Source organism: Stenotrophomonas sp. YJH_SMC_19 (genome assembly GCF_059367915.1).
Map to the genome: position 1 here is coordinate 14,712 of NZ_JCAFRI010000004.1, position 25,161 is coordinate 39,872.

The 25,161-nt window shown below is 66.9% G+C and carries 22 protein-coding genes; 13 read left to right on the forward strand and 9 right to left on the reverse strand.

Annotated features, from left to right (window positions below):
- Positions 1-30: 30 nt before the first annotated feature.
- From smc to AC5P5R_RS06265, 6 genes are all read right to left on the reverse strand, one after another.
- Complete coding sequence (smc, locus tag AC5P5R_RS06240; protein WP_060380549.1) at positions 31-3,534, reverse strand: chromosome segregation protein SMC; 3,504 nt, start codon at positions 3,532-3,534, stop codon at positions 31-33.
- Between the two features lie 258 nt (positions 3,535-3,792).
- Positions 3,793-4,242, reverse strand: coding sequence for a 50S ribosomal protein L9 (gene rplI / locus AC5P5R_RS06245; RefSeq protein ID WP_005410227.1), 450 nt, complete (start codon positions 4,240-4,242; stop codon positions 3,793-3,795).
- A gap of 104 nt (positions 4,243-4,346) precedes the next feature.
- Entirely contained in the window at positions 4,347-4,577 is a 231-nt protein-coding gene (rpsR, locus tag AC5P5R_RS06250; RefSeq protein ID WP_002804494.1) for a 30S ribosomal protein S18, read from the reverse strand.
- A gap of 11 nt (positions 4,578-4,588) precedes the next feature.
- The gene (rpsF, locus tag AC5P5R_RS06255) at positions 4,589-5,026 is read right to left on the reverse strand and encodes a 30S ribosomal protein S6 (protein ID WP_005410228.1); all 438 of its coding nucleotides are present in this window, start codon (positions 5,024-5,026) and stop codon (positions 4,589-4,591) included.
- Between the two features lie 230 nt (positions 5,027-5,256).
- Complete coding sequence (locus AC5P5R_RS06260) at positions 5,257-5,799, reverse strand: CbrC family protein (protein WP_100438736.1); 543 nt, start codon at positions 5,797-5,799, stop codon at positions 5,257-5,259.
- Positions 5,800-5,865: 66 nt separating this feature from the next.
- The gene (locus AC5P5R_RS06265; RefSeq protein WP_100438737.1) at positions 5,866-6,204 is read right to left on the reverse strand and encodes a HesB/IscA family protein; all 339 of its coding nucleotides are present in this window, start codon (positions 6,202-6,204) and stop codon (positions 5,866-5,868) included.
- A gap of 128 nt (positions 6,205-6,332) precedes the next feature.
- Here AC5P5R_RS06265 and asnS point away from each other — a divergent pair, with 128 nt between their 5' ends.
- The 11 genes from asnS to AC5P5R_RS06320 all read left to right on the forward strand — a co-directional run bounded on the left by asnS (position 6,333) and on the right by AC5P5R_RS06320 (position 15,869).
- Positions 6,333-7,727: an asparagine--tRNA ligase gene (asnS, locus tag AC5P5R_RS06270; protein WP_005410231.1), complete on the forward strand. Its 1,395-nt coding sequence runs from the start codon at positions 6,333-6,335 to the stop codon at positions 7,725-7,727.
- Between the two features lie 30 nt (positions 7,728-7,757).
- Positions 7,758-8,057: a hypothetical protein gene (locus tag AC5P5R_RS06275; RefSeq protein ID WP_005410232.1), complete on the forward strand. Its 300-nt coding sequence runs from the start codon at positions 7,758-7,760 to the stop codon at positions 8,055-8,057.
- A gap of 7 nt (positions 8,058-8,064) precedes the next feature.
- Entirely contained in the window at positions 8,065-8,379 is a 315-nt protein-coding gene (locus AC5P5R_RS06280) for a hypothetical protein (RefSeq protein WP_005410233.1), read from the forward strand.
- Between the two features lie 7 nt (positions 8,380-8,386).
- Positions 8,387-9,025 (forward strand): FMN-binding negative transcriptional regulator, encoded by a 639-nt coding sequence (locus AC5P5R_RS06285; RefSeq protein ID WP_100438738.1) that lies wholly within the window; start codon positions 8,387-8,389, stop codon positions 9,023-9,025.
- Between the two features lie 74 nt (positions 9,026-9,099).
- On the forward strand, positions 9,100-9,762 hold the full coding sequence (can, locus tag AC5P5R_RS06290; RefSeq protein WP_005413910.1) for a carbonate dehydratase: 663 nt from the start codon (positions 9,100-9,102) through the stop codon (positions 9,760-9,762).
- 20 nt (positions 9,763-9,782) lie between these two features.
- Positions 9,783-10,304: a 3-hydroxyanthranilate 3,4-dioxygenase gene (locus AC5P5R_RS06295; protein ID WP_005413911.1), complete on the forward strand. Its 522-nt coding sequence runs from the start codon at positions 9,783-9,785 to the stop codon at positions 10,302-10,304.
- 162 nt (positions 10,305-10,466) lie between these two features.
- Positions 10,467-11,741 (forward strand): kynureninase, encoded by a 1,275-nt coding sequence (gene kynU, locus AC5P5R_RS06300; protein WP_100438739.1) that lies wholly within the window; start codon positions 10,467-10,469, stop codon positions 11,739-11,741.
- Positions 11,742-11,772: 31 nt separating this feature from the next.
- On the forward strand, positions 11,773-13,140 hold the full coding sequence (locus AC5P5R_RS06305) for an FAD-dependent oxidoreductase (RefSeq protein WP_043034703.1): 1,368 nt from the start codon (positions 11,773-11,775) through the stop codon (positions 13,138-13,140).
- The gene (gene sbcB / locus AC5P5R_RS06310; protein WP_043034704.1) at positions 13,140-14,579 is read left to right on the forward strand and encodes an exodeoxyribonuclease I; all 1,440 of its coding nucleotides are present in this window, start codon (positions 13,140-13,142) and stop codon (positions 14,577-14,579) included. Before AC5P5R_RS06305 ends, sbcB begins: the two co-directional genes overlap by 1 nt.
- A complete protein-coding gene (locus AC5P5R_RS06315) occupies positions 14,576-15,262 on the forward strand; it encodes a DUF2461 domain-containing protein (protein WP_005410240.1) in 687 nt (228 codons plus the stop codon). The genes sbcB and AC5P5R_RS06315 overlap by 4 nt, the downstream gene beginning before the upstream one ends.
- A 55-nt stretch (positions 15,263-15,317) precedes the next feature.
- The gene (locus tag AC5P5R_RS06320; RefSeq protein ID WP_329751782.1) at positions 15,318-15,869 is read left to right on the forward strand and encodes a DUF2939 domain-containing protein; all 552 of its coding nucleotides are present in this window, start codon (positions 15,318-15,320) and stop codon (positions 15,867-15,869) included.
- A gap of 180 nt (positions 15,870-16,049) precedes the next feature.
- Here the strand turns inward: AC5P5R_RS06320 and AC5P5R_RS06325 are convergent, their stop codons facing one another.
- From AC5P5R_RS06325 to AC5P5R_RS06335, 3 genes are all read right to left on the reverse strand, one after another.
- Positions 16,050-16,994, reverse strand: coding sequence for a 5'-nucleotidase (locus AC5P5R_RS06325; protein WP_005410242.1), 945 nt, complete (start codon positions 16,992-16,994; stop codon positions 16,050-16,052).
- A gap of 47 nt (positions 16,995-17,041) precedes the next feature.
- The gene (locus AC5P5R_RS06330; RefSeq protein WP_005410243.1) at positions 17,042-17,815 is read right to left on the reverse strand and encodes an NAD kinase; all 774 of its coding nucleotides are present in this window, start codon (positions 17,813-17,815) and stop codon (positions 17,042-17,044) included.
- Between the two features lie 183 nt (positions 17,816-17,998).
- Positions 17,999-22,975 (reverse strand): NAD-glutamate dehydrogenase, encoded by a 4,977-nt coding sequence (locus tag AC5P5R_RS06335; RefSeq protein ID WP_044570577.1) that lies wholly within the window; start codon positions 22,973-22,975, stop codon positions 17,999-18,001.
- Between the two features lie 250 nt (positions 22,976-23,225).
- Here AC5P5R_RS06335 and AC5P5R_RS06340 point away from each other — a divergent pair, with 250 nt between their 5' ends.
- The gene (locus AC5P5R_RS06340; protein ID WP_005410245.1) at positions 23,226-23,882 is read left to right on the forward strand and encodes a TetR/AcrR family transcriptional regulator; all 657 of its coding nucleotides are present in this window, start codon (positions 23,226-23,228) and stop codon (positions 23,880-23,882) included.
- A complete protein-coding gene (locus AC5P5R_RS06345; RefSeq protein WP_005413920.1) occupies positions 23,882-25,150 on the forward strand; it encodes an efflux RND transporter periplasmic adaptor subunit in 1,269 nt (422 codons plus the stop codon). Before AC5P5R_RS06340 ends, AC5P5R_RS06345 begins: the two co-directional genes overlap by 1 nt.
- Positions 25,151-25,161 lie beyond the last annotated feature (11 nt).

Consider the following 25,161-nt stretch of genomic DNA (forward strand, 5'->3'; position numbering starts at 1 on the left):
CTAGTTCATTCAGGTAATTAGGATGGCACGTCAGGCCGCGCCCGCCAATCGTGCGGCTTCTTCCAGGTCCACGCTGACCAGGCGGCTGACGCCCGGTTCGCGCATGGTCACGCCCGACAGCTGGTGCGCAGCTTCCATCGTCGCCTTGTTGTGGCTGACGAACAGGAACTGCACCTTCTCGCTCATTTCCTTGACCATGTTGGCCAGGCGACCGACGTTGGCTTCATCCAGCGGTGCGTCCACCTCGTCCAGCAGGCAGAACGGTGCCGGATTCAACTGGAAGATGGCGAACACCAGCGCAACTGCGGTCATCGCCTTTTCGCCGCCGGACAGCAGCGAGATGCTGGACACGCGCTTGCCCGGTGGGCGCGCCATGATGGTCACGCCGGTGTCCAGCAGGTCTTCACCGGTCAATTCCAGGTAGGCGTGGCCGCCACCGAACAGGCGCGGGTAGAGCGCCTGCACGCCGGCATTGACACGGTCGAAAGTGTCCTTGAAGCGGCCGCGGGTCTCGCGGTCGATCTTGCGGATGGCATCTTCCAGGGTTTCCAGCGCTGTGGTGAGGTCGGCGTGCTGCGAATCCAGGTAGTCCGAGCGCTGCGAGGCCTCGCCATACTCGTGGATCGCGGCCAGGTTGACCGGCTCCAGCCGGCGCATGCGGCCATCGATCTGGTGCACGGCCTGCTCCCAGTCGCCCAGGCGGGCGTCCTCGGGCAGTGCATTGAGCACGTCCTGCAGCACGAAACCGGCCTTTTCCACCGCCGCCTGCAGGGTATCCGCGCTGAGCACCAGCGCCTGCTGGTCAAGCTTGCGCTGCGAAATGCGCTCACGCTGGGCCAATGCCTGTTCGTCGCGCTGGTGGCGGGTCTGTTCGTAGTTGCGCAGCTCGGCGTCGATGCCGTCCAGCAGCGTGCGCGCCTCGGTCAGCACGCGATCGGCCCGAACGCGCTCTTCCAGCGCATTCTGGTGCTCGGCCTGCAGCGCTTCGACCGGCGAATCACCTTCGTCCAGCTGCGAATGCAGCTCGCCCAGGCGCGAATCCAGCTGCCCGCGCTGGGTGCCCATGCGCTCCAGCGCCTGGCTCAACGAGGCCAGCTGCGCACGCTGCGATTCCAGGGTCAGGGCCAGCGAGTGCGCGCGCTCGCGTACCGCGCGGGCGGCGTCGCGAGCCAGGTCGCGCGCCTCGGTCAACTGGCGGCGCTCGCCCTCCAGCCGCTGCCGGGTCGATTCCAGGTCGCCCATGCTGCTGACCGCGTTCTCCAACCGCGAGCGCGCTTCACGCGCTTGTTCGTTGTTGGCTTCAATGGTTTCCTGCAGCTGCTTCAGCTCGCCTTCGATGCGATCGATGCGCGTGCGCGCTGCCTCCACCTTGCCCTGCTGGCCCTGCAGCTGGCCGGCCAGTTCGGACACCGCGCGATGGGCCTGGTACAGCGCACGCTGCGCATCTTCGCGCTGCTGTTCGGCAGCCTGCAGCTGCTCTCGGAAGCCGGCCAGCTGTTCTTCCAGTTCGGCCTCGCGGTCCTGCAGCTGCTCGATCTGCTCACGCAGCTCCTGGATCTCACGTTCGCGCAGCAGCGCGCCCTGCGCGGCGGCACCGGAGCGCGATACGCGCAGCCAGCCCTGGCCCAGGCGCTCGCCACTCTGGGTGATGATCGAATCGCCTTCCGGAAGGCTGGCCTGCAGCACCTTGGCCTCGGACAGATCCCTGGCACCGTGCAGGTGCGCCAGCAGGCGCCGGATCGCTGCCGGGCCACGCACGCGTGCAGCCAGCGAGGTCGGCGCGACCTTCAGGTCCGCGCCATCGTTGGCGACCAGCGCAATGTGGCCCTCGCCCAGTTCGCCCAGCGCGTCGACCAGGCTGGCCGGGTCATCGACCAGCACGCCTTCGATCAACTGGCCGAGCGCGCTTTCCACCGCGTTTTCCCAACCGGCATCGACATCCAGGCGTTCGCCGACACGCGCCGCCGAGTCCAGCCCACGCGCCTTCAGCCAGGCCACGGCAGCACCCTGCTCCTGGCCCAGCGCGGCCTGCTGCAGGGTTTCCAGCGAAGCCAGGCGACCGCGCAGGCCATTGGCCTGCTTGCGCAGTTCGGCCAGTTCGTTCTGGCCATTGCGCTGCTGTTCCTGCACCGCCGCCACGCCCTGCTTGCGCAGCTCGACGTCTTCGCTCAGTTCATCCAGCGCGGTCTTCTGCGTGTCGTGCCGCAGGTGCAGCTGCTCGAAGGCTTCTTCCAGCGCATCCACGTCCAGCCCGGCGCGCTCGGCGGCCAGGGCTTCACGACGCCGGTCGGCATCGAGGATCTGTTTGTCCAGGTAGTCCACGCGCGTGCGCTCGACGTCGCCGGCGCGCGAGGCTTCCGAACTCTGCGAGGTGTGCTGTTCCCAACGCTGCTGCCAGCTGGACAGCCGGTCTTCAGCCTCGCGCAGGCTTTCCTGCTTTATCTCGTTTTCTTCCTGCAGTTCTTCCAGCTGCGGGGTCGCGGCCTCTACCGCCTCCCGCAGCACCCTCAGCTTGGCCTCGTCGCCACTGATGTGCTGCCCCAGCTCGGCCAGGGCCTGCTGGGTTTCGTCGCGCGCCTTGTGCAGGCGCTGCGACAGCTCGCGCTGGTGCTGGATCTGCTGCTCCAGGCGGGCCAGCGTGCTGCCGACCTGATAGACCGCCGCCTGCGCGGTGTTGAGCGCATCGGCGGCCTCTTCGCGACGCACTCGCGAGGTTTCGATGCGGGCCTCTGCGTCGCGCTGATCGGCGATCAGCTGCTGCAGCTTGGTCTCTTCCTGCGACAGGCCTTCGCGCAGCTTCGACAGGCGCCCATCGAGGCCACGGAATTCCAGCGCCTTCCACTCGGCATCCTTGATCCGGCGCTCTTCCTGCAGGGCCTGGTACTGCTCGGCCTGCTTGGCCTGGCGCTTGAGGTGTTCGAGCTGCTTGCTGATCTCGTCGCGCAGGTCACCCAGCCGGTCCAGATTCTCACGGGTGTGGCGGATGCGGGTCTCGGTCTCCTTGCGACGCTCCTTGTACTTGGAGATGCCGGCTGCCTCTTCCAGGTACACGCGCAGGTCTTCCGGGCGCGCCTCGATGATCTGGCTGATCATGCCCTGCTCGATGATCGAGTAGCTGCGCGGGCCCAGGCCGGTGCCGAGGAACAGGTCGGTGATGTCGCGGCGACGGCACTTGGTGCCGTTGAGGTAATAGTTGCTGGTGCCGTCGCGGCTGACCGTGCGCTTGACCGAGATTTCGTTGAACGAGGCGTACTCGCCGGAAATCGTGTGGTCGGAGTTGTCGAAGATCAGCTCGACCGTGGCCTGCGACACCGGCTTGCGGGCATTGGATCCGGAGAAGATCACGTCGGTCAGCGAGTCGCCACGCAGGCGGCTGGCCGAACTCTCGCCCATGACCCAGCGCACGGCGTCGATGATGTTCGACTTGCCGCAGCCATTGGGCCCCACCACGCCGGTCATGTTGGTCGGCAGGTGCAGGGTGGTCGGATCGACGAACGACTTGAAGCCGGACAGCTTGATCGTGGAAAGACGCATAGGGGTTCCGGACTGGGGCCGGCAAGCGGCCTGCGTTTACCCTCCAAGCCATTGATCCTGTTGGGATCGATGCCCGTGGAACGGGTGTGACGCCCTGAGTATACCGATGTGGACGTGTTCTACGAATGGGCGTGGAACATTGCCCACCCCCACCCCGTCGGACGGACCTGGCCCGACACCGCGGAACGGCGCCAAAAACAAAACGGGCACCCTTGCGGGCGCCCGTTCTGCGGTGATGCCAAGCCTTGCGGCGTGGGATCAGGCTTCGGCGACGACGACGACCTTGACGGTGGTCTCGACGTCGGCGTGCAGGTGGACCAGCACGTCGTATTCGCCGATGTTGCGGAAGGCGCCTTCGCCCAGGATGACTTCGCTCTTTTCCAGCGGCAGGCCGGCGGCGGTGAAGGCCTCGGCGATGTCGCGCGGGCCAACCGAGCCGTACAGCTTGCCTTCGGTCGAAGCGTTGGCGGCGATGGTCACGCTCGCGCCTTCCAGCTTGGCCTTGCGGCCTTCAGCGTCGGCGTGGATGGCCTGGGCCTTGGCTTCGTATTCGGCGCGCTTGGCTTCGAACTCGGCCTTGTTGCTCTCGGTGGCCGGCACGGCCTTGCCCTGCGGCACGAGGAAGTTACGGCCGTAGCCCGGCTTCACGTCGACCAGGTCGCCCAGGTTGCCGAGGTTGGTGACTTTCTGCAGGAGGATCAGCTGCATGGTATTGCTCCAGATAAGTTATTCGTTAGCGAGGCGATGCCCCGCAACAAAGGCTGTCCGAATAGCTGGCACAGCGGGGGCGGCGCCGGGCCGCCCCGCCGGCATCAGACGTCGTGGTTGTCGGTGTACGGGATCAGGGCCAGGAAGCGAGCGCGCTTGACGGCGGTCGCCAGCTGGCGCTGGTACTTCGACTTGGTACCGGTGACGCGGCTCGGCACGATCTTGCCGTTCTCGGTCAGGTACTGGCGCAGGGTGTTGAGATCCTTGTAGTCGATCTCCTTCACACCTTCAGCAGTGAACTTGCAGAACTTGCGGCGACGGAAGAACTTGGACATGGGAAGGCTCCTTAGGCGGCGGAAGCGGCGTCGTCGCCGGCTTCGTTGTCAGCGGTGTTGTTGGACTCGCCTTCTTCGTCGTCACGACGACGGCGCTCACCGCGCTCCGGCTTGTCACCCTTCTCGTCCTTGCTCTTCATGATCAGCGACTGCTCGGTGTCAGCCTCGTCACGCTTGATGACCAGGTTGCGCAGCACGGCGTCGTTGAAGCGGAAGCTCTCGGTCAGTTCGTTCAGAACGGCCTGGTCGGCTTCGATGTTCATCAGCACGTAGTGGGCCTTCACCAGGTTCTGGATCGGGTACGCCAGCTGGCGGCGGCCCCAGTCTTCCAGACGGTGGATGGTGCCGTTGCCGTTCTCGACCAGCGACTTGTAGCGCTCGATCATGGCCGGGACCTGCTCGCTCTGGTCCGGGTGGACCATGAACACGATTTCGTAATGACGACTCATGTTTTTTTCTACCTTTCGGATGTGGCCTTGCGGCCGGACAGCCCCCCGCCGTTGAGACCGCGGTGGGGCAAGGATTCCCGCCGGGAGGCAGGAAGCCGCGCATTATGGCGCAGATGGGGGTGCCGGGCAACCGGCGGGTCACAGGGCAACCTGAACCGGGGGCGCAGCCCCCATGCCGACCCAGGCTGGCCGCTACCGGAGCCCCGCACAGCCCAAGAATCCGCCTGGATTCACCCCAGGTCGACGTGAAGGCGATGCTGGCCGCATTCCAGGCACTGGAACAGGCAGCCGACCATCATCCCGTCCCGGCTCAGGTGCGCCAGCACCCAGTCGGCGTCGCGCGGATTGACCTCCGCCACATCGGGCCGGACCTGGTCGAGGATGGGCAGCAGATCGTCGCTGCCGGCGAAACCGAGGAAGGCGCAGGGCCGTTCACAATGGCTCAGCCAGACCGATTGCTGCCAGGACGGGTAGCCCGGCGTGCGCTCGCAGATCTCCAGCAGCAGCTCAAGAGCGATGCTCGGCGGCGGGTCGGCCGGGCCTGGCGAGACCCCTTCGATATCACTCCAGCCGGTGAATTCACCCTCGTAGCTGGCCGCCGCCCTGCCGTCGGCGATACACCAGGGGCAAAGGTAATCCGGACGCAGACGGGTGTAGAACGGCCCGCGGTAGCGCAGTGTGCGCGGCTGGCCGCAGCAGTCACAGATTCCGTCGACCTCTTCGAAGGAGAGGGCGTAGGCGTTGGGATGATAGGTAAAAGCCGGTCGTTCCATCCGCGGGGTCCCTGCCGAGCCCCGCGTGCCGACCAAGGTCGGCAGCTACCGGGACGCGCCGGGCCGTCAGGCCTTGTCGGCGTCGGTGGTGAAGCTCTCGCCGCAGCCACACTCGGCGGTGGCATTGGGGTTGCTGAACGTGAAGGTCTCGCTCAGGCCGTGCTTGCCGAAGTCGATCACGGTGCCGTCCACCAGCGCCAGGCTCTTGGCGTCGACATAGATCTTCACGCCGTCCTGCTCGAACACGGTATCGCCCTCGCGCTCGTCGCGTGCCAGGTCGGTGATGTGGCCCCAACCGGAGCAACCGGTCTTGGTCACGCCGAAACGCAGGCCCAGCGCACCGGGGGTCTGGGCGACAAAGCGCTGCACGCGCTCGAAGGCAATGGTGGTCAGGCTGACGGCCATGGGGCTACTCCAGAGGTACGGGGACATTATAAGGAGCCGTTGCCGCGAAAAATGCCTCGCAAGCAGAACGCTGCAACCGGTAAACTCCCGTGTTCACAGATCGAGTCGATCAGCAGAGGATTCAAGTCATGACGGTGGTCAGCGTTGAACATGCGCTTGCCGGGAAGATCCCGGAAGGCGGCGAAGTCACGGTACGCGGATGGGTGCGCACGGTGCGCGGTTCAGCGAATCTGGCCTTCGTGAATGTGAGCGACGGCTCCTGCTTCGCCCCGATCCAGGTCGTGGCCGGCGACAGCCTGGCCAACTTCGACGAGATCAAGCGCCTGACCAGCGGCTGCTCGGTCATCGCCACCGGCACCCTGGTGAAGTCGCAGGGCAAGGGCCAGTCGTTCGAGATCCAGGCCAGTGCAGTGGAAGTGGTCGGCTGGGTCGAAGACCCGCTCACCTACCCGATCCAGCCCAAGCCGATGTCGCCGGAGTTCCTGCGCGAAGTGGCGCACCTGCGCCCGCGCACCAACCTGTTCGGCGCGGTCACCCGCATCCGCAACTGCCTGGCCCAGGCCGTGCACCGTTTCTTCCACGAGAACGGCTTCAACTGGATCAGCACCCCGATCATCACCACCTCCGACGCCGAAGGCGCCGGCCAGATGTTCCGCGTGTCCACCCTGGACATGGTGAACCTGCCGCGCGATGAGAAGGGCGCGATCGATTTCAGCCGCGACTTCTTCGGCAAGGAAACCTTCCTGACCGTGTCCGGCCAGCTGAACGTCGAGGCCTACTGCCTGGCGCTGAGCAAGGTCTACACCTTCGGCCCGACCTTCCGCGCCGAGAACAGCCACACCACCCGCCACCTGGCGGAGTTCTGGATGATCGAGCCGGAAATCGCCTTCGCCGACCTGGCCGAAGACGCACGCCTGGCCGAAGAGTTCCTGAAGTACCTGTTCCGTGCGGTGCTGAACGAGCGCAGCGACGACCTGGCCTTCATCGCCGAGCGCGTGGACAAGAACGCGATCACCAAGCTGGAAGACTTCATCAACGCACCGTTCGAGCGCATCGACTACACCGACGCGGTCAGCCTGCTGCAGAAGTCCGGCAGGAAGTTCGACTTCCCGGTCGAATGGGGCCTGGACCTGCAGACCGAGCACGAGCGCTGGCTGACCGAGGAACACGTCGGCCGCCCGGTGGTGGTGACCAACTATCCGGAGCACATCAAGGCCTTCTACATGCGCCTGAACGACGACGGCAAGACCGTTGCCGCGATGGACGTGCTGGCCCCGGGCATCGGCGAGATCATCGGCGGCAGCCAGCGCGAAGAGCGCCTGGACGTGCTGGACGCGCGCATGGCCCAGTTCGGCCTGGATCGCGAGCACTACAGCTGGTACCGCGATTTCCGCCGCTATGGCTCGGTGCCGCACGCCGGCTTCGGCCTGGGCTTCGAGCGCTTGGTGGTGTACGTCTGCGGGCTGTCCAACATCCGCGATGCGATCCCCTACCCGCGCGCGCCGGGCAGCGCGGACTTCTAAGACCCATACGACCACGGAGGTACTGCCCCCATGACCCTGTTCTTCGCCCTCTGTTTCGTCGGCGTTGCAGTGGCCGGGTTCAGTGCCTTCGTGATCTTCTGGCCGCTGACCCTGGTGCACGTGCGCGACCGCCATCCGGCGCTCGCCGCGCGCTTCGGCAGCGGCGCCTTCCTCAAGCCCGATGCCCTGGCCTGGCTGCTGCGCCGCGACTATCGGCAGCAACCGGACCGCTCGCTGTCCGGGCTGGCGACACCGGCCTGGGTATCGCTGCTGACCCTGCTGGCCGGACTGGGCATGGCCGCCCTGCTCTGGCTGGCCTCGCTCTGGTAACACACCCATGAATGACATCACCGCCTCGCGCGACAGCTGGTGGCTGGCCAGCCTCGGCAACACCCTGATCTGGGCGCGCCTGCGCGTTCGCCCGGCCGGCACCGCCGAAGTGCTCGACAGCGATGGCAACACGCTGAGCTACGACAGCGAAGACACCGCCCGTTCGCAATTGTTCGACGCCGAGTTCGTCGAGTACGACGGCCTGGACGAGGAGGACGCACTGGTGCGCGGCTTCAGCCTGCACGAAGTGCAGCCGCCGCAGGCCGACAGCGACGAGGGTCTGCGTGGCCGCATGGTCCAGTCGCTGGGCGGGCGCGCCTGAGCCCTGCATGTTCACCCCGCGCGCCTTCGCCGAGACCGACCTGCTCTGGCTGGACCGCCTGCTGGCGCGCGACCCGTTTGTCACCGTGCTCACCCCCGGCAGCGATGGCCTGCCGGAGCTGACCCGGATGCCGGTGCTGTACCGGCGTGACGGCGACCAGATCGAACTGCGCGGCCACTGGGCCCGCGCCAACCCGCAGTCGCGCCACAGCGGCGCGGCCAAGGTACTGGTCGATGGCCCACACGGCTATGTATCGGCCAGCTGGTATCCGGACAAGGAGCCCGCCGCGCGGGTACCCACCTGGAACTACGCCGCTGCCGAGCTGCGTGGCCAGCTGCAGACCTTCGACGACGCTGATGCGCTGGCCGAACTGGTCGGCGCGCTCAGCGACCGCTTCGAAGCCAGCGTCGGCCAGGCCTGGCAGTTCGATCCCGCGCGCGCCGAACACGGCCCGGAGCTGCGCGCCATCGTCGGCTTCCGCTTCCAGGTGGAACACGTGCAGCTGAAGCTGAAACTCAGCCAGAACCATCCCGACGCCAACCAGCAGGCCGTGATCGCCGCACTGGACGCGCTCGCCTCCCCGTCCTCCCATGAGCTGGCGCAGTGGATGCGCTGGCACCGTGAACAGTCCGCCTCCAGCGGCTGATCACCCCAGCTTCCCGCGACGGCGCGACCAGAACGGCCGCGCCTTGCCCCCACCCGACGCCAGGGATACCGCACATGAAAGACATCCACCGCCTGCTGCAGAACAACCGCGACTGGGCCGACCGCATCGCCAAGGAAGACCCTGAGTTCTTCCAGCAGCTGTCCAAGCAGCAGCATCCGGAATACCTGTGGATCGGCTGCTCCGACTCGCGGGTGCCGGCCAACCAGATCATCGGCATGGCCCCGGGTGAAGTGTTCGTGCACCGCAACGTCGCCAACGTGGTCGCGCACACCGACCTGAACTGCCTGAGCGTGGTGCAGTACGCGGTGGACCAGTTGAAGGTGAAGCACATCCTGATCGTCGGCCACTACGGCTGCGGCGGCGTGCACGCCTGCCTGCACAATACCCGCGTCGGCCTGGCCGACAACTGGCTGCGGCATGTCGGCGACGTGGTGCAGAAGCACCAGGGCATCCTCGATGCGATCGAGGATGACGAGCTGAAGCACGCGCGCCTGTGCGAACTGAACGTGATCGAGCAGGTCGCCAACCTGTGCCGTTCGACCATCGTCGAGGACGCCTGGGCGCGCGGGCAGAAGCTGATGGTGCACGGCTGGGTCTACAGCCTGAAGAACGGCCGGGTCAGCGAAATGGGCATCGATGTCGGTGGACCGGAAGAGCTGAAGCCAGCCTATGAAAAGGCACTGTCCTACGTGCCCCGCCAGGGCCGGCGCGACTGACCTCACTACGGACCACCACCATGCTCGCCTCGCCGATCAACCTGCACGCCTGGATCGAAGAAAACCGCCACCTGCTGAAGCCGCCGGTGGGCAACAAGATGATCGACAACGGCGACTTCATCGTGATGGTCGTGGGCGGGCCGAATTCGCGCACCGACTATCACTACGACGAAGGCCCGGAGTGGTTCTACCAGCTCGAGGGCGAGATGGTGCTGAAGGTGCAGGAGGACGGCGCGGTGCGCGACATCCCGATCCGCGCCGGCGAGATCTTCCTGTTGCCGGCCAGGGTGCCGCACTCGCCGCGGCGCCCGCCCGGCGGCATCGGCCTGGTGGTCGAGCGCAAGCGCCTGCCGCACGAGAAGGACGGCGTGATCTGGCACTGCGAACGCTGCAACCACAAGCTGCACGAAGAGTTCTTCCCGCTGCAGAACATCGAGACCGACCTGCCCAAGGTGTTCGCGCGCTATCACGCCAGCCTGGAGCTGCGTACCTGCAGCCAGTGCGGGCATGTGGATCCGCTGCCGGTGCCGGCGGCGGGCTGACGCCCACACCGGTAGGCGCCCACCCTGGTGGGCGCATCGATCCACGCGCGCCAGCCAAGGTTGGCCACTACCAGAAAACGCGGCGCTCGAAGCGTGGCCGCGTCTACCGGGCCATGCCCCAGGCGCTACACTGGCGGTCCCGTTGCAGCCTGTTGCCCGACCATGTCCGACCTGCTCAGCCGCACCCACGCCATTGCCATGGACGCCGCCGATCCGCTGCGCCCGCTGCGTAACGAATTCCTGATTCCGCGCCATGGCGGTGGCGAGCAGACCTACTTCGTCGGCAACTCGCTGGGCCTGCAGCCGCGTGGCGCCCAGGCCGCGGTGCAGGAAGTGATGAAGCAATGGGGCGAGCTGGCGGTGGAAGGCCACTTCACCGGCCCGACGCAGTGGCTGTCCTACCACCGCCTGGTGAGCGCGCAGCTGGCCCGCGTGGTCGGTGCACTGCCCAGCGAAGTGGTGGCGATGAACACGCTGAGCGTGAACCTGCACCTGATGATGGTCAGCTTCTACCGACCGACCGCGCAGCGCCCGGTGATCCTGATGGAAGCCGGTGCATTCCCGACCGACCGACACGCGGTGGAAGCGCAGATCCGTTTCCACGGGTTCGACCCGGCCGAGTGCCTGGTGGAAGTGCAACCGGACGAAGCCAACGGAACGATCTCGCTCACCGCGATCGAGCGCGCCATCGCCGAACACGGTCCGCGCCTTGCACTGGTGCTGTGGCCCGGCGTGCAGTACCGCACCGGCCAGGCCTTCGACCTCGATGCAATCACCCGTGCTGCCCGCCTGCAGGGCGCGCGCATCGGCTTCGACCTGGCGCACTCGGTCGGCAACCTGTCGCTGCGCCTGCATGACGTCGCACCCGATTTCGCCGTGTGGTGCCACTACAAATACCTCAACAGCGGCCCGGGTGCGGTGGCCGGCGCGTTCGTGCACGAGCGCCATCACCGCGACACCACGCTGCCGCGCTTTGCCGGCTGGTGGGGCCATGAGGAAGCCACCCGCTTCCAGATGGCACCGCAGTTCACCCCCGCCATCGGTGCCGAAGGCTGGCAGCTCAGCAATCCGCCGATCCTCGGCCTGGCGCCGCTGCGCGCGTCGCTGGACCTGTTCGAGCGCGCCGGCATGGAGGCACTGCGCAACAAGTCGCTGGCGTTGACCGGCATGCTCGAAGCGCTTGTACGTGCACGCCTTTCCGGCGTGCTCGACATCATCACCCCGGCCGAGCCACAGCGCCGTGGCTGCCAGCTGTCATTGCGCGTGATCGGTGGCCGCGAGCGCGGCCGTGCGCTGTTCGAGCACCTGCGCGGCATCGGCGTGCTCGGCGACTGGCGCGAGCCGGACGTGATCCGCATCTCGCCCACCCCGCTCTACAACCGCTACCTGGACGTGCACCACTTCGTCGAGGAAGTGGAAGCCTGGGCCGGCCTCTGAGCCGGTCCCTCCCCTACTGCTGGACAGTTCGTTGATCGCACATGCTTCCCGCTCGTTGAGCATTATCGGTGCCGGCCTCGCCGGGTCGCTGCTGGCCATCCTGCTGTCACGCCAGGGCTGGCGCATCACCCTGTACGAACGCCGTGGCGATCCACGCGTGGCCGACTACGAGAGCGGCCGCTCGATCAACCTGGCGCTGGCCGAGCGTGGGCGCAATGCGCTGCGCCAGGCCGGTGTGGAAGACGAGGTCATGGCGCGCGCGGTGATGATGCGCGGACGCATGGTGCATCCGCGCGAAGGCGAACCGCAGCTGCAGCGCTATGGCCGCGACGACAGCGAAGTGATCTGGTCGATCCATCGCAGCGACCTCAACACCACGCTGCTGGAACTGGCCGAACAGGCTGGCGCGACCGTACACTTCCACCGCCGCCTGCACACCGTCGATTTCGACGCCGGCTACGCACGCTTCATCGACGACCGCGACGACAGCCCGCATGACATCCGCTTCGACACCCTGATCGGTGCCGATGGTGCAGGCTCGGCCCTGCGCGCGGCGATGAACCGGCGGGCGCCGCTGGGCGAGGACATCGCGTTCCTCGATCACTCCTACAAGGAGCTGGAAATTCCGCCGGCCGACGATGGCAGCTTCCGCATCGAGCGCAACGCGCTGCATATCTGGCCGCGCGGCCATTACATGTGCATCGCCCTGCCCAATCACGAAGGCACCTTCACCGTCACTTTGTTCCTGCCCAACCAGGGCGATCCCAGCTTCGCCACGATCAATACCGGCGCGCAGGCCGAGGCGCTGTTCGCGCGCGAGTTCGCCGACACCCTGCCACTGATCCCGAACCTGCGCGCAGACTGGGAACAGCACCCGCCGGGCCTGCTTGGCACGCTGACGCTCGATCGCTGGCACCAGCAGGGCCGTGCCGTGCTGATCGGCGACGCCGCGCATGCGATGGTGCCGTTCCACGGCCAGGGCATGAACTGCGCGTTCGAGGACTGCGTTGCACTGGCCCGCCACCTGATGGAGGCCGATGATCTGGAAGGTGCGTTCGCCGCGTTCGAAGCCGAGCGCAAGCCGAATGCACGTGCCATCCAGCAGATGGCGCTGGAGAACTACCTGGAAATGCGCGACCGCGTCGCCGACCCTGCATTCCTGCTGCAGCGCGAACTGGAACAGGAACTGCAGCGGCGCTGGCCGACCCGCTTCGTGCCGCACTACACGATGGTCACCTTCCTGCACACGCCGTACGCCGAGGCGCTGCGCCGCACCGAACTGCAACGCGACATGCTGGTGGCCGCCACCGCCGGCCATGATTCACTGGACAACATCGACTGGGCCGCGCTGGAAGCGCAGATCCACGCGCAGCTGCCGGTCCTGGAGGGCGCGCACTGATGGCTGACAGCTTCCTGTTCTACGATCTGGAAACCTTCGGCCAGGACCCGCGGCGCACGCGCATCTCGCAGTTCGCCGCCATCCGAACCGACGCCGATCTCAACGAAATCGACACCCCGGTCAGCTTCTTCGTGCGCCCGGCCGATGATCTGCTGCCCTCGCCGATGGCCACCCTGGTTACCGGCATCACCCCGCAGCAGGCACTGGCCGAGGGCATCAGCGAGGCCGAGGCCTTCGACCGCATCAACGAGCAGCTGTCGCGCCCCGGCACCTGCGCGCTGGGCTACAACACGCTGCGCTTCGACGATGAGTTCGTCCGCTACGGGCTGTTCCGCAACTTCCACGACCCGTACGAACGCGAGTGGCGCAACGGTAATTCGCGCTGGGACCTGCTGGACATGCTGCGGCTGATGCGCGCGATGCGCCCGGACGGCATCCAGTGGCCGCTGCGCGAGGATGGCGCCACCTCGTTCAAGCTCGAACATCTGGCCGAAGCCAACCACGTGCGCGAAGGCGATGCACACGAAGCACTGTCCGACGTGCGCGCCACCATCGGCATGGCGCGGCTGTTCAAGCAGTCGCAACCACGCCTGTGGGACTACGCCCTGAAGCTGCGCGACAAGCGCTTCGTCGGCGGCCTGCTGGACGTGGCCGCGATGAAGCCGGTGCTGCACATTTCCATGCGCTACCCGGCCAGCCGCCTGTGCGCGGCACCGGTGCTGCCGTTGGCCGTGCACCCGACCATCAACAACCGGGTGATCGTATTCGACCTGGATGGCGAGATCGACGACCTGCTGGAACTGCCGGCCGAGGTGATCGCACAGCGCCTGTACATGCGCGCCAGCGAGCTGCCCGAAGGCGCGGCACGGGTACCGCTGAAGGAAGTGCATCTGAACAAGGTGCCGGCGCTGATCGCCTGGAACCACCTGCGCGCCGATGACCACGCGCGCCTCGGCCTGGATGTGGCTGCGATCGAAGCCAAGGTGGAACGCCTGCGCGCGTTCGCCCCGCAGCTGGCCGAGAAGGCCCGGCAGGTCTACAACCAGCCCCGCGCCGCCACCGTGGCCGACGTCGATGCCTCGCTGTACGACGGCTTCCTCGGCAACGGTGACAAGCCGCTGCTTGCGCTTGCACGCACCACCGCGCCCGAGCAGCTGGCCGCGCTGGAAGGTCGCTTCCGCGACCCGCGCCTGCCGGAGCTGCTGTTCCGCTACCGCGCGCGCAATCATCCCGACAGCCTCGCGCCGCCTGAACGCCAGCGCTGGCAGGATTACCGCCGCCAGCGCCTGCTCGGAGACGGCGGCCTGGGCGAACTCAACCTGCCCCAGTACCAGCAGCAGCTGGATGCACTGGCCGCCGAAGCGCCCGATGACACCCGGCGCCAGGCCCTGCTGCAATCGCTGCGCGACTGGGGCCAGCACCTGCAGGAGACGCTGTGAGCACTTATTTCTCGGACGCCAGCTTCAAGTTCCTGCGCAGCCTTGCGCGGCACAACGACAAGGCCTGGTTCAACGATCACCGCCAGCAGTACGAAGACCACGTGCGGCAGCCGTTCCTGCGCCTGCTGGGCGACCTGCAGCCGGCGCTGGCCGAGGTCAGCGAGCACTTCCGCGCCGATACCCGTGGCGTCGGTGGCTCGCTGTTCCGCATCCATCGTGACGCGCGTTTTTCCAACGACAAGTCGCCGTACAAGACCTGGCAGGGTGCACGCCTGTTCCATGAGCGCCGCCGCGAAGTGGCCGCGCCCTCGTTCTACGTGCACCTGCAGCCGGGCGAGAGCTTCGTCGGCGCCGGCCTGTGGCATCCGGAACCGGAAACCCAGCGCCGCGTACGCCACTTCATCCTCGACAATCCGGGCAGCTGGAAGGCCGCCGCGCATGCACCGGCCCTGCGCAAACGCTTCGATTTCGAGGAGAGCGAAAAGCTGGTGCGGCCCCCGCGTGGCTTCCCGGCCGACTTCGAGTTCATCGACGACCTCAAGCACCGCAACTGGGTGATGTGGCGCTCGCTGGACGATGCCACCATGACCGGCCCGCGCCTGCTGTCCACGCTGGGCAAGGACCTGGCTGGGCTCGGCCCGTTCGTTGACTACCTGTGCGCGGCTCTGGACCTGGAGTTCTGAGCCGCATCACCTGCCGTTCACCACTGGCTGCCTCACTTGCGGCAGTCTGGACAGCATGAAGAAGCTCACTGCACTGGCTGTGCTGCTGGTCCTGGCCTTGGCTGCGTGGTGGTTCGGCGGCCCGTACATGGCCGTGCATGGCCTGTCCAAGGCCATCGAAGAACGCGACACGGCGCGACTGGAACGCTATGTCGATTTCCCTCGCGTGCGCAGCAGCCTGCGCGCCCAGCTCAACGACTATCTGGTACGCCAGGCCGGCCCGGATGTAGCGGCCAGCCCGTTCGGCGCCCTGCTCTACGGCCTCGGCGACCAGCTCGGCGGTGCAGCGGTGGAGACCATGGTGACCCCGACCGGGATCGGCGCAATGCTGCAGGGCCACGTGCTGTGGAAGCGCGGCCGCAATGAACTGCAGGGCGGTGATGCCTTCGGCGCGACCGAGCCGGCACGGCCATTGAAGAACGCCGAGCATCACTTCGAAGCGCTGGACCGCTTCGTGATCGACGTCGATCGCGGCCCCGACCAGCCGCCGATGAAAGTGGTGCTGGAACCGCAAGGCATGTGCTGGAAGGTGGTGGATCTGCGGTTGGGGAGGTCGGCCACCCCGTGACGGGTCATGCCCTTCGACGGTGCTGCTTTCGGTAGGTGCCCACCTTGGTGGGCATGGACCCAGGATGGCGCCAACCAAGGTTGGCGACTACCGCGGTACAGCGCTCTGGTAGATGCCCAGCTTGGTGGGCGCCGATGCATGGCTGTGCCAACCAACGGTTGGCACCCACCCGGCATGGTCTCACCCCTCGTTGGCGACACCGTGCGGTACGTGGCCGGCGGCCACGTGTTCGCGCGCACTGTCGATGTTGTGCTGCGAATCATCGAAGAAGATGTCGGCACCGAACGCCTGCAGGAAGGGCCCCTTGTGGCGGCCGCCGAGGAACAGCGCTTCGTCGAGGCGCACTCCCCACTCGCGCAGGGTGCGGATTACGCGCTCATGCGCCGGTGCCGAGCGTGCGGTCACCAGCGCAGTGCGGATCGGCGCGCTCTCGCCGGCCGGGAACACTTCCTGCAGCGTATGCAGGGCCGACAGGAAACCGCGGAACGGGCCGCCGCTGAGGGGTTCGCGGGCCCGTTCACGCTCGTGCCGGCCAAACGCCTCCACGCCCTGCTCGCGTGAGATGCGCTCGCTCTCGTCACCGAAGATCACCGCGTCACCGTCGAAGGCGATGCGCAACTGGCCGGCCGGGCGACCGGTATCGATCTGGTCGGCCGCCGCGGCGGCGGTTTCGCCGGGCGGCTTGGGCAGGATGGTCGCCGCGGCGATGCCGTGGCGCAGCGCGCTGCGCACCGATTCCGGGTTCGCCGACAGGAACAGGTCGGTGCCGAACGGCTTCACGTACGGCCAGGTCGGCTCGCCGGCGGTGAACGTTGCACGGATGATGCCCAGGCCGTAGTGCTGGATCGAATTGAAGATGCGCAGGCCGGTATCGGCCGAGTTGCGCGACAGCAGGATCACCTCGACGCGAGGATTCTCCGGGCTGGCCCCCTGGTTCAAAGCCAGCAGCTTGCGTACCACCGGAAACGCCACGCCGGGGCCGAGGATATCGTCCTCGTGCTGGCGCTGGAATTCGGCATAGGCCGCCACGCCATCGCTCTCGAACAGCGCGTGGCTTTCCTCGAGGTCGAACAGCGCGCGCGAGGTCACCGCGACGGTCAGCAAACGGGGGGAGTTGTCGCCCATCGGTGGGGGTCCTTCAAGCGGTCGGCACGGCCGGCTGCCCATTGTCCTCAAAAAACGAACTGTTCGCTCAGGATCCGGTCTTCCAGGTTGTGCTCCGGGTCGAACAGCAGGGTCACGCGGCGGTCCTTCGACTCACGGATGGTCACCTCGACCACGTCGCGGGTCTCGTGCGAATCGGCAGTCACGCTGACCGGGCGCTTGTACGGATCGAGCACGCGGAAGCGCACTTCGGTATCGGCCTTCAGGATCGCGCCGCGCCAGCGCCGCGGCCGGTACGGGGCCAACGGCGTCAGCGCGATGGTGTGCGAGCCCAGCGGCAGCACCGGACCATGCGCGGAATAGTTGTAGGCGGTACTGCCGGCCGGGGTGGCCACCAGCACGCCGTCGCCGATCAGTTCGGCCACGCGCTCCTGGCCGTTGAGGTCGATGCCAATATGCGCGGCCTGCCGGGTCTGGCGCAGGAGCGAAACGTCGTTGTAGGCCAGCGAGCCGGTACTGGTGCCGGACTCGGTCAGCGCCACCATTTCCAGCGGGCGCAGGTTGGCCGGTTCTGCGCGTGCGATGCGGGCCTGCACGTCGTCGTCTCCACGGTACTGGTTCATCAGGAAGCCGACCGTGCCCAGCTTCATGCCGAACACCGGCTTGCCCAGGTGCCCATGCCGATGCAGGGTCTGCAGCATGAAGCCGTCGCCCCCCAGCGGGCACAGCACGTCGGCCTGCTCCGGCGCGTGATCGCCATAACGCGAGATCATCGCCGCGCGGGCCATCTGCGCGGGCTCGGCGGTGCTGGCCAGGAAAGCGATGCGGGGGGTGTCGCTCATCGGTGGATCCGGGTGGGTGTGCCTGCAAGAGCATACCCGGTAGTGCTGGCCGGCAGCTGCACCCGGTTGCGGTTCATGCGGCTGCCGGCCAGCGGCCGGCACTACCGTGCAATGCAGAACGGTCCCGCTTTCGCGGGGCCGTTCCGGTTCACGCATGCCAGGCATGGCCTGGCACTACTTCACTTACGCGCCGTGTGCCGCCAGCTGGCCCAGGCGCTGCACCGCGACCGAAACGGTCGGGTAGTCCAGGGTCTTCTGCTCGGCCAGTTCGGCCAGCATCGCCAGGGTGAAGCGCAGGCTGTTGTCGTCGCGGCCCATCCAGGCTGCGACCTTGGCCTCCGCGCTGCTGCCCTTGGTGCCCAGCACCTGGCCGGCCAGGTTGCGGTGGTTGGCGGCCAGCTCGTCACGCAGCACGCCACGTGCCACGGCGTGCCAACGACCGTTGACCTCCAGCGCATCGACCTGCTCGAACAGCCACGGCAGCTGCAGGGCATCGCCCAGGCGGAAGTGGACCTTGGACACGTCCACCGGCTTCAGCTTGCGGGTGCGGGCCAGTTCGATGATGTCGAACGCCGGCTCCAGGAAGTGCAGTTCGGCCAGCTGCTGCGCCAGCGCGGACGGCAGGCCCTTTTCCTTCCACTCGGCCACCAGGGCTTCGTAGGTCGGACGCTGCGAATCCGGCAGCACACCCGAGGCAACGCGGATGTCGTTGAACGGACCCTGGTAGCGGTTGACCGCTTCAGTGATGCCCGGCATCGCGCCCGGGCGCGACAGCAGCCAACGCACGAACGAACGCTGCAGCTTCCAGATCACTTCCAGTGCGTCGATCTGCACCGACTCCGGCACCTTGCCGTCGAGTGCATCGATCTGCGCCCACAGCGCGCGCGCATCCAGCGTTTCGCGGCTGATGGTGTAGGCCTTGGCGACCTCGGCGATGGAACGGCCGGTGTCTTCCTGCATGCGCATCAGGAAGGTGGCGCCCATGCGGTTGATGGTCTGGTTGGTCACGGCCGTGGCGATGATTTCGCGCTTCAGGCGGTGACGCTCCATCGCGTCGGCGTACTTCTTCTGCAGCGGGGTCGGGAAGTAACGCTGCAGTTCCTTGGACAGGTACGGATCTTCCGGGATGTCCGATTCCAGCAGCTGGGCGAACGCCACCAGCTTCGAGTAGGACAGCAGCACCGACAGTTCCGGGCGGGTCAGGCCCTGGCCGCGTGCCTTGCGCTGGGACAGCTCGGCGTCGGACGGCAGGAACTCGATCTGGCGATCCAGCAGGCCCTGCTGTTCCAGGGTACGGATGAAGTGCTGCTTGGAACCCAGGCGCTTGACCGCCATCCGCTCCATCAGGCTCAGCGCCTGGTTCTGGCGGTAGTTGTCATTGAGCACCAGCTCGGCGACTTCATCGGTCATCGAGGCCAGCAGCTTGTTGCGCTGCTCGACGGTCAGCTTCTTGGCCCGCACCACATCGTTGAGCAGGATCTTGATGTTGACTTCGTGGTCGGAGGTGTCCACACCGGCCGAGTTGTCGATGAAGTCGGTGTTGAGCAGCACGCCGGCCTGGGCGGCTTCGATGCGGCCCAGCTGGGTCATGCCCAGGTTGCCGCCCTCGCCCACCACCTTGCAGCGCAGCTCGCCACCGTTCACGCGCAGGGCGTTGTTGGCGCGGTCGCCGACATCGCTGTGCTGCTCGCTGGCAGCCTTCACGTAGGTACCGATGCCGCCGTTCCACAGCAGGTCGACCGGTGCCTTCAGGATCGCGCTCATCAGATCGTTCGGCGACAGCGCCTTGACGTTGTCATCCAGGCCCAGCGCTTCACGCACCTGCGGGGTGATCTCGATCGACTTCAGGCTGCGCGGGTACACGCCGCCGCCCTTGCTGATCAGCTTGGCGTCGTAGTCCGCCCAGCTCGAACGCGGCACGGTGAACAGGCGCTCACGTTCGACGAACGTGGTGGCCGCATCCGGGTTCGGGTCCAGGAAGATGTGGCGGTGGTCGAAGGCAGCGACCAGGCGGATGTGGCGCGACAGCAGCATGCCGTTGCCGAACACGTCGCCGGACATGTCGCCGACGCCGACCGCAGTGAAGTCCTGGGTCTGGCTGTCACGGCCCAGAGCACGGAAGTGGCGCTTGACCGATTCCCACGCACCGCGTGCGGTGATGCCCATGCCCTTGTGGTCATAGCCAACCGAACCACCGGAGGCGAACGCATCGCCCATCCAGAAGCCGTGCGCGATGGCCAGGCCGTTGGCGATGTCGGAGAAGGTCGCGGTGCCCTTGTCGGCGGCCACCACCAGGTACGGATCGTCCATGTCGTGGCGCACGACATCCACCGGCGGCACGATCTTGTTGTTGACGATGTTGTCGGTGATGTCCAGCAGGCCCTGGATGAACAGCTTGTAGCAGGCCACGCCGTTGGCGAAGATCGCGTCGCGGTCGCCGTTCACCGGCGGGGTCTTGGCGAAGAAGCCGCCCTTCGCGCCGACCGGCACGATCACGGTGTTCTTGACCATCTGTGCCTTGACCAGGCCCAGCACTTCGGTACGGAAGTCTTCGCGACGGTCCGACCAGCGCAGGCCGCCACGGGCGACCGCGCCGAAGCGCAGGTGGGTACCTTCCACGCGCGGGCCGTAGACGAAGATCTCGCGGTACGGGCGCGGCTTCGGCAGGTCCGGCACCAGCGCCGAATCAAACTTGAAGCTGATGACATGGCCGTGCTGGCCGTTGGCATCGGTCTGGTAGTAGCTGGTGCGCAGGGTCGCGTCGATCACGCCCATGAACGAGCGCAGGATGCGGTCCTCGTCCAGGCTGGACACACGGTCCATCAGCTTCAGCAGCGCATCGCGCGCGGCCTGCATCTGCGCGTCGCGGTCACCCTTGCGGGCGTCGACCACGGTCTTGAGCACCTTCAGGGTGGCGTCGTCGCCGGCAGCCAGCACATCGAAGTGGGCCTTCAGCTGGGCCTGGCCGGCGGCGATGTCGTCCTTGCTCTCGTGGCCGGTAGCCGGATCGAAGCGCGCTTCGAACAGCTCGACCAGCAGTCGGGCCAGCAGCGGGTAGCGCGCGAAGGTGCCTTCCACGTAGGCCTGCGAGAACGGCACGCCGGTCTGCAGCAGGTACTTGCAGTAGCCACGCAGCATGGCGACCTGGCGCCAGTGCAGGCCGGCAGCCAGCACCAGGCGGTTGAAGCCGTCGTTCTCGGCATCGCCGTGCCAGACGCGGGCAAAGGTCTCGCCGAAGGCTTCATCGACGCTGGCGGCATCGATCGCGCCGGCGGTCGATTCGACCTCGAAGTCCTGCACGTACACCGGGGCGTTGTCGACCGACAGGCGGTACGGACGCTCGGCGATCACGCGCAGGCCCATGTTTTCCATCATCGGCAGCGCGTCCGACAGCGGGATGTCGTCCAGCTGGCGATACAGCTTCAGGCGCAGGCCATCACCGCTTTCGCGCGGCACGGCCTGCAGGCTCAGGCGCAGGTCGTCCGGGCCGGTCAGGGCATCAAGCTGGCTGACATCGTTGGCTGCAACCGCGGTGCTGTTGTCTTCGATGTAGCCGGCCGGCAGCGCCTTGCCGATACGCGCGGCGATGCGCAGGCCTTCGGTCTCGCCGTGGCGGGCCACCAGCGCTTCGCGCAGGTCGTCCTGCCAGTTGCGCAGCACCTGGGCCAGCTTCTGCTCCAGTTCGGCGGTATCGACGTCGAGCATTTCACCCGGCTTCGGGCGCACGATCAGGTGCACCTGGGCCAGCGGCGATTCGCCCAGCACCACCGAGCTGTCCACGTACTCACCGTGCAGCGCGTCCTTCAGCATCGCCTCGATGCGCAGGCGCACGTCGGTGTTGAAGCGCTCGCGCGGCAGGTAGACCAGCGCGGAAATGAAACGGCTGTACTTGTCGCGGCGCAGGAACAGGCGGCTGCGCACGCGTTCCTGCAGGCCCAGCACGCCCATCGCGGTGCGGAACAGTTCGTCCTCGCTGGACTGGAACAGTTCTTCGCGCGGCAGGGTTTCCAGGATGTGGCGCAGGGCCTTGCCACTGTGGCTGGCCGGGGCCAGGCCGGACTGCTTCATCACGTGCTCGTGGCGCTGGCGCACCAGCGGGATCTCCCACGGGCGGCGGTTGTAGGCGCTGGAGGTGAACAGGCCGAGGAAGCGCTGCTCGCCGATGATCTTGCCCTTGGCGTCGAATTCCAGCACGCCGATGTAGTCCATGTAGCCGGCGCGGTGCACGCGCGAACGGGCATTGGTCTTGGTCAGGATCAGCGCGTCCTTCAGGCCGGACGTGGCGTTCAGGCCCTGCGCGGCCAGGGTCTTGACCGGGCGGGCCGCGGACTTGTCCTTGCCGCGCATCAGGCCCAGGCCGGTGTCGTTCAGCGGCGCCAGTACGTCTTCCTTGCCCTGCTTCTCGACGCGGTACTCGCGGTAGCCGAAGAAGGTGAAGTGGTTGTCGGCGGCCCAGCGCAGGAACTCCTGTGCTTCCTTGCGCGATGCATCGTCGACCGGCAGCTGGCGCTTGCCCAGGTCGTCGGCCAGCGCCAGTGCCTTGTCCTTCATCGGCTGCCAGTCGCGCACGATCGCGCGCACTTCGTCCAGCGCCTTGTTGATGGCCTGTTCGATGGCGGCCATGGCTTCGGCCGGCTGGCGGTCGATCTCCAGCAGCATCACCGACTCGGCATCACCCTCGCCGACCTTGACCAGCTTGCCGGCCTTGTCGCGGGTGAAGCGCAGCACCGGGTGGCCCAGCACGTGGACGCCCACGCCCTGCTCGGCCAGCGACATGGTGACCGTATCCACGAGGAACGGCATGTCATCGTTGACGATCTGCAGCACGGTGTGCGGCGATTCCCAACCGTTGGCCTTCGCGGTCGGATTGAACACGCGGACGTTGGCCTTGCCGGCCTTGCGGGCACGCGCGAATTCCAGCGTCTCAGCCGCGAGAGCGGCCCACTCTTCAGCGCTGTGGTGCGGGAACTCGTCCGATTCCATGCGCTTGTAGAAGTCAGTGGCAAAGGCCACTGCTTCGGCCTGTGCGGCCGCGGGGTAGCGCTTGCGCAAGGCCGTGTACACCGGCTCCAGGGAGAAACCAGCGGTCACTGCGACCTCCGACTCTGCTGGTTTCGTCTTGTTCTTCACGGTCTTGGCTGCGGTTTTTTGCGGTTTCATGGCAGAGCGATGCGCTTGCTCAGTTGGGAAAATGAAATTGTAGCCCTACCGCGCGAAAAGGCCTTGCTGCAGGACGGAATAAGCAGATTCGGGTTTGCTGCGGTTCAAACGCCTATTCAGTTCGCACCGGTATGGTGCTGGCGCCTGTTTCAGCACTGCCGACAGGATCGGCAAAACGTGTTACCGGAAGACACACGCGGCGACGCCGACGCGATTCCACAATCCTGAACTGGACGGTATAGTCCACCGCGTGAACCCGGCCTACCTCCCCGTTGCCCTCGATGCACGCGATGAGCGTGTGTTCGACGCCGTACGCGAACTGCTGGCCCAGCAGGGCATGCAGATGAGCATGGAGGCGGTGGCCCAGCACGCCGGCTGCTCCAAGCAGACCCTGTACTCGCGCTACGGCAGCAAGCAGGAACTGCTGCGCCGGGTGATGCAGCGCCACGTCGGCCACGCCACCGGCGCCATGGTTCGTGCACTCCGCACTGACGACCTGCGTGCCAGCCTGCTCCAGTTCGCCACCGACTTCCTGGAGCACTTCAACCAACCGCACGTGGGCCAGGCCTGCCGGCTGATCGCCGCCGACGCGGCCCAGTTTCCCGAAGAGGCGCGTACGCTGTACCGGCACGGAGCCGGCGCACTGACGCTTCATCTTGCTGAATGGATTGAAACCGTTTGCATGCGTGGCCAGCTCCGGCATGACGACCCGCACTTCATGGCCGAACTGCTGCTGAGCATGATTGCCGGTCAGGATTTCGACAAACAGCGTTTCCATACCCCCCATCGTGATGACGCGCGGCTGCGTCGGCGCTGGGCAGAGTTCTCCGTCGACAGCTTCCTGCGCGCCTTCGCGCCTCAGCCGTCGCCGGCCCCGTCTTCAAACCAACCCCGGAGTTCCTCCTGATGACCGCCCCACTCCGCACCCTTGCCTTGACGTGCGCCGTTGCTGTCGCGCTGGCTGCCTGCAAGAAGCCGGAACAGCAGACGCCCCCGCCGCCGGAGGTGGGCGTGATCGACGCCAAGCCGCAGACCCTGCCGCTGCAGCGCGAGCTGGTCGGTCGCCTGTCGCCGTTCCGCAGCGCCGACGTGCGTGCGCGCGTGCCGGGCGTGCTGCTCAAGCGCGTCTACCAGGAAGGCTCGCAGGTCAAGCAGGGCCAGACCCTGTTCCTGATCGACCCGGCGCCGCTGCGTGCCTCGCTCAACGCCTCCGAAGCACAGCTGGCCTCGGCCCGCGCGACCTACGCCAACGCCAAGGTGGCCGCCGACCGTGCACGTTCGCTGGCGCCGCAGCAGTTCGTCTCCAAGTCCGACCTGGACAACGCTGAATCGGCCGAGCGTACCGCGCTGGCGGCGGTCAAGCAGGCCGAAGCAGCGGTGACTTCCTCGCGCATCAGCCTGGGCTACACCGAAGTAACCGCACCGATCAGCGGCGTGGCCAACAAGCAGCAGGTCACCGAAGGCGCGCTGGTCGGCCAGGGCGATGTGACCCTGCTGACCACCGTCGACCAGCTCGACCCGCTGTACGTGAACTTCTCGCTGAGCGTGGACGAGCTGACCCAGCTGCGCGCGCAACAGGCCAAGGGCGCGCTGGCGCTGTCGGGCGACGGCAAGGCCACGGTGAACGTCAAGCTGGCCGATGGCAGCACCTACAGCGAGCCGGGCACCCTGGACTTCTCCTCGACCACGGTCGACCCGGCCACCGGTGCGGTGTCGTTGCGCGCGTTGCTGCCGAACCCGCAGCAGATCCTGCTGCCGGGCGCCTTCGTCAGCTTCCAGGCCAACCTGGGCGAACGCAACAATGCCTTCCTGGTACCGCAGCAGGCCCTGCTGCGCGACACCACCGGCGGCTACGTGATGGTGGTCGGCGCCGACGGCAAGGTCGCGCGCAAGAACGTGAAGACCGATGGCGCGCAGAACGGCAACTGGCTGGTCAGCGACGGCCTGGCCGCCGGCGACAAGGTGATCGTGGCCGGCGTGCAGAAGGTCAAGGAAGGTGCACCGGCGGTGGCCAAGCCGTGGACCCCGGGGCAGGACGCCAACGGCAAGCCGGCCGCAGGCGGCGCCGCTGCGGCGGGCACCGCACCGGCTGCTGGCAAGGCACCGGCCGACGCGGCCAAGCCCGAGCAGGCCGATGCGGCCAAGCCGGCCGCCACCGATTCGAACAAGCAGTAACGGGAACCTTC

Excerpts from the sequence above, each read along its gene's own strand:
- sbcB (WP_043034704.1), top strand. The coding sequence starts at position 13,140 with ATGGCTGACAGCTTCCTGTTCTACGATCTGGAAACCTTCGGCCAGGAC.
- AC5P5R_RS06325 (WP_005410242.1), bottom strand. The coding sequence starts at position 16,994 with ATGGGCGACAACTCCCCCCGTTTGCTGACCGTCGCGGTGACCTCGCGC.
- AC5P5R_RS06280 (WP_005410233.1), top strand. The coding sequence starts at position 8,065 with ATGAATGACATCACCGCCTCGCGCGACAGCTGGTGGCTGGCCAGCCTC.
- AC5P5R_RS06285 (WP_100438738.1), top strand. The coding sequence starts at position 8,387 with ATGTTCACCCCGCGCGCCTTCGCCGAGACCGACCTGCTCTGGCTGGAC.
- AC5P5R_RS06260 (WP_100438736.1), bottom strand. The coding sequence starts at position 5,799 with ATGGAACGACCGGCTTTTACCTATCATCCCAACGCCTACGCCCTCTCC.
- AC5P5R_RS06265 (WP_100438737.1), bottom strand. The coding sequence starts at position 6,204 with ATGGCCGTCAGCCTGACCACCATTGCCTTCGAGCGCGTGCAGCGCTTT.
- rpsF (WP_005410228.1), bottom strand. The coding sequence starts at position 5,026 with ATGAGTCGTCATTACGAAATCGTGTTCATGGTCCACCCGGACCAGAGC.
- AC5P5R_RS06295 (WP_005413911.1), top strand. The coding sequence starts at position 9,783 with ATGCTCGCCTCGCCGATCAACCTGCACGCCTGGATCGAAGAAAACCGC.
- rpsR (WP_002804494.1), bottom strand. The coding sequence starts at position 4,577 with ATGTCCAAGTTCTTCCGTCGCCGCAAGTTCTGCAAGTTCACTGCTGAA.
- smc (WP_060380549.1), bottom strand. The coding sequence starts at position 3,534 with ATGCGTCTTTCCACGATCAAGCTGTCCGGCTTCAAGTCGTTCGTCGAT.
- AC5P5R_RS06335 (WP_044570577.1), bottom strand. The coding sequence starts at position 22,975 with ATGAAACCGCAAAAAACCGCAGCCAAGACCGTGAAGAACAAGACGAAA.
- AC5P5R_RS06345 (WP_005413920.1), top strand. The coding sequence starts at position 23,882 with ATGACCGCCCCACTCCGCACCCTTGCCTTGACGTGCGCCGTTGCTGTC.
- AC5P5R_RS06275 (WP_005410232.1), top strand. The coding sequence starts at position 7,758 with ATGACCCTGTTCTTCGCCCTCTGTTTCGTCGGCGTTGCAGTGGCCGGG.
- asnS (WP_005410231.1), top strand. The coding sequence starts at position 6,333 with ATGACGGTGGTCAGCGTTGAACATGCGCTTGCCGGGAAGATCCCGGAA.
- can (WP_005413910.1), top strand. The coding sequence starts at position 9,100 with ATGAAAGACATCCACCGCCTGCTGCAGAACAACCGCGACTGGGCCGAC.
- AC5P5R_RS06330 (WP_005410243.1), bottom strand. The coding sequence starts at position 17,815 with ATGAGCGACACCCCCCGCATCGCTTTCCTGGCCAGCACCGCCGAGCCC.
- kynU (WP_100438739.1), top strand. The coding sequence starts at position 10,467 with ATGTCCGACCTGCTCAGCCGCACCCACGCCATTGCCATGGACGCCGCC.
- rplI (WP_005410227.1), bottom strand. The coding sequence starts at position 4,242 with ATGCAGCTGATCCTCCTGCAGAAAGTCACCAACCTCGGCAACCTGGGC.
- AC5P5R_RS06320 (WP_329751782.1), top strand. The coding sequence starts at position 15,318 with ATGAAGAAGCTCACTGCACTGGCTGTGCTGCTGGTCCTGGCCTTGGCT.